The organism is Prevotella pectinovora, from assembly GCF_000834015.1.
Lineage (GTDB): Bacteria > Bacteroidota > Bacteroidia > Bacteroidales > Bacteroidaceae > Prevotella > Prevotella pectinovora.
Genome location: NZ_JXQI01000002.1, coordinates 1 through 713 on the forward strand (window position 1 = coordinate 1; position 713 = coordinate 713).

2 tRNA genes and 2 rRNA genes are annotated in these 713 nt (G+C 48.2%); all 4 read right to left on the reverse strand.

Annotated features, from left to right (window positions below):
• A 23S ribosomal RNA gene (locus ST42_RS00045) occupies positions 1-119 on the reverse strand; the annotation flags it as partial.
• A 150-nt stretch (positions 120-269) separates the two neighbouring features.
• Positions 270-343 (reverse strand) — tRNA-Ala (locus ST42_RS00050).
• A 24-nt stretch (positions 344-367) separates the two neighbouring features.
• Positions 368-441, reverse strand: a tRNA-Ile gene (locus ST42_RS00055).
• 174 nt (positions 442-615) lie between these two features.
• Positions 616-713: ribosomal RNA gene (locus ST42_RS00060) — 16S ribosomal RNA — on the reverse strand; the annotation flags it as partial.

Below are 713 nucleotides of genomic sequence, written 5' to 3' on the forward strand. Positions count from 1 at the left end.
ATTCGGAAATCCCTGGATCAAAGGTCATTTGCACCTCCCCAGGGCTTGTCGCAGCTTATCACGTCCTTCATCGCCTCCGTGAGCCTAGGCATCCGCCATACGCCCTTTCTTACTTTCGCCTATGTCCACATGTGAATATGAATACTCACAAGGGACCTAGCCCATACTTTCAGCTGTATTGAAATTTTCTTTTCTACAGTTTTGTCTGTAACAACATGTCAAAGATCGTCTGTCGATTCATAACCATACGAATACGGTTGTCGACTGCGTGGAGAATAACGGGGTCGAACCGTTGACCTCTTGCATGCCATGCAAGCGCTCTAGCCAACTGAGCTAATCCCCCATGCTTAAGAAATAGTTTTCCTTGTAGTCCCAGGCAGACTTGAACTGCCGACCTCCACATTATCAGTGTGGCGCTCTAACCAACTGAGCTATAGGACTGTGTCGGACGCTACCGTCAAGTCAAACCTGCGGCTCAAACTCTTTCAAGGGTTTTGCCCGGTTTCATTTTTCTCTATTTTAAAAACAGGAGTTCGTGAGTACAAGAAGATTTTTGGAAAGACCTGATTCCATATCTTCTGATCATAGGTGCACCTTTTCAGAAGGCATCTCCAGAAAGGAGGTGTTCCAGCCGCACCTTCCGGTACGGCTACCTTGTTACGACTTAGCCCCAATCACCGGTTTCGCCCTAGGCCGACCCTTGCGGTCACGGA